Source organism: Pseudonocardia pini (assembly GCF_013870575.1).
GTDB lineage: Bacteria > Actinomycetota > Actinomycetes > Mycobacteriales > Pseudonocardiaceae > Pseudonocardia > Pseudonocardia pini.
Window position 1 is genome coordinate 1 of sequence record NZ_JACBXB010000883.1, and the last position, 2,072, is coordinate 2,072.

The window sequence follows — 2,072 nt, forward strand, 5'->3', positions numbered from 1 at the left end:
CGTCGGTCGTGCTCGCCACGCCCGCCGAGCTCTAGCCCGTGACGGCCCAGCGCCCCGACCGCGCCCGCCATCCCACCGCGACCAGCCTGACCAGCATGAACACCGACAGCCCGGTCCAGATCCCGACCAGGCCCCAGCCCGCGGCGAGCGAGATCCAGATCAGCGGCAGGAAGCCGAGCACCGCGGCGAGCAGCGTGGTGGTGCGCAGGAAGGCCGCGTCCCCCGCGCCGAGCAGCACCCCGTCGATCGCGAACACCACGCCCGCGATCGGCTGCAGGGCCACGAAGAACCACCAGGCCTGCGGGATCGTGGCGAGGGTGGCCGCGTCGGCGGTGAAGACGCGGGGCAGCACGGGGTAGAGCGCGGCGAACAGCACCCCGAACCCGATCCCCAGCCACAGCCCGTACCGGGTGACCTGCGCGCCCACCGCCTTCGCGCGCTCCGCCCCGCCCGCGCCCAACGCGGCGCCGACGAGGGCCTGCGCGGCGATCGCGACGGCGTCGAGCACCAGGGCCTGGAAGTTCCACAGCTGCAGGACGACCTGGTGCGCGGCCACCGCCTGCGCCCCGAACCGCGCAGCCACGGCGGTGGCGGACAGGAAGCACACCTGGAAGCCCACGGTGCGCAGGATCAGGTCGCGCCCCATCGAGAGCTGCGCGCGGATCAGGTCGAGGCGCGGCCGCAGGGGCACGCCCTCGCGCAGCAGCGCCCGCAGGAACAGCCCCGCGACGATCACCTGCGCCACCACGTTCGCGACCGCGGAGCCCTCCAGGCCCCAGCCCAGGGTGTGCACCAGGATCGGGCAGAGGACGGCGGAGATCCCGTTGCCCGCGAGCACGTACCGCAGCGGGCGCGCGGTGTCCTGCACCCCGCGCATCCAGCCGTTGCCCGCCAGCGTGACCAGGATGAGCGGGGCCCCGAACAACGCGGTCCGCAGCCAGCCGACGGCGGCGTCGGCGACCTCTCCCCCGTCGCCGAGGGCGTCGGCGACGGGCCGTGCCACGAGCTGGCCGACGCCGAGCACCAGCAGGCCCACCGCCACCGCGACCCAGGTGGCCTGCACCCCCTCGACCACGGCGTCCTGCCGACGCCCGGCCCCGTGCAGGCGCGCGGAGCGGGCGGTGGTGCCGTACGAGAGGAAGTTCAGCGCGGTCGTGACCTGGGCGAACAGCACACCCGCGACGGCGAGCCCGGCCAGCGGCACCGCCCCCAGCCGCCCGACGACGGCGGTGTCCACCAGCACGTACAGCGGCTCGGCCGCCAGCACCGGCAGGGCCTGCAGCGCCAGCCGCACGACGTCTCGCGGCTGCGCCTCCCGACTCACCGGATCATGGTGTCACGCTGTGCGGGGGCGCCTGCACACGTAGACGTACGCGGGCGGCAGGTTGCGCCACACCGTCCGGCTGATCACGACCTCGTCGAACGAGGTGTGCAACAGCCTGCGGAAGCGCCGCGCGGTGCTCATCGGCAGCGTGTGCGTGTAGGCGAAGGTCGCGAACGCCCCGCCGCCGCCGATGGCCCGGCCGACCTGGTCGAGGATCGCCTGCTGTCCCGCCTCGCCGAACAGCGACCACGGCAGCCCGCTGACCACCGCGTCCACCTCGTGGGCGGAGCGGTCGGCGAGCAGCGTGGTGAGCTCCTTCGCGTCCCCGTCGACGACCTCCATCCCCGGCTGGGTGCGGCGCAGGTAGGCCGCCATGCCGGGGTCCAGCTCCACGGCCAGGTGCCGGGAGCCCGCGGGCAGCCGGTCCGCGATCACCGCGGAGACCGAGCCGGTGCCCGGCCCCAGCTCGACGACGGTGGGCCGCCCGTGCGAGGGCACGACGGAGGCGAGCGCCCCCGCGAGCTGCGGGGAGCTGGGGTAGACCGCACCGATCCGGCCGGGCCGCCGGACCGCGGCGGCCAGGAACGCGCGGCGGGCTCCGTCCCGGGAACCACGGGTCGGGATGCTCCCGGCCACGCCACCCGTGCGGGTGGACGGGGCGGGGAGGGCGTGCTCAGAAGTCAAGCTGTCCTCCTCGTCGTCGCCCACGGTACGCACCGCGGGGCGTGGTCGGGGTGAACAGCCCGTG

2 protein-coding genes are annotated in these 2,072 nt (G+C 75.4%); both read right to left on the minus strand.

What is annotated here, in order from left to right; genetic code table 11:
- Positions 1 to 31: 31 nt before the first annotated feature.
- Positions 32 to 1,324, minus strand: coding sequence for an MATE family efflux transporter (locus tag H5J29_RS30330; protein ID WP_181784379.1), 1,293 nt, complete (start codon positions 1,322 to 1,324; stop codon positions 32 to 34).
- 12 nt (positions 1,325 to 1,336) lie between these two features.
- Entirely contained in the window at positions 1,337 to 1,948 is a 612-nt protein-coding gene (locus tag H5J29_RS30335) for a class I SAM-dependent methyltransferase (RefSeq protein ID WP_181784380.1), read from the minus strand.
- Between the last annotated feature and the right edge of the window lie 124 nt (positions 1,949 to 2,072).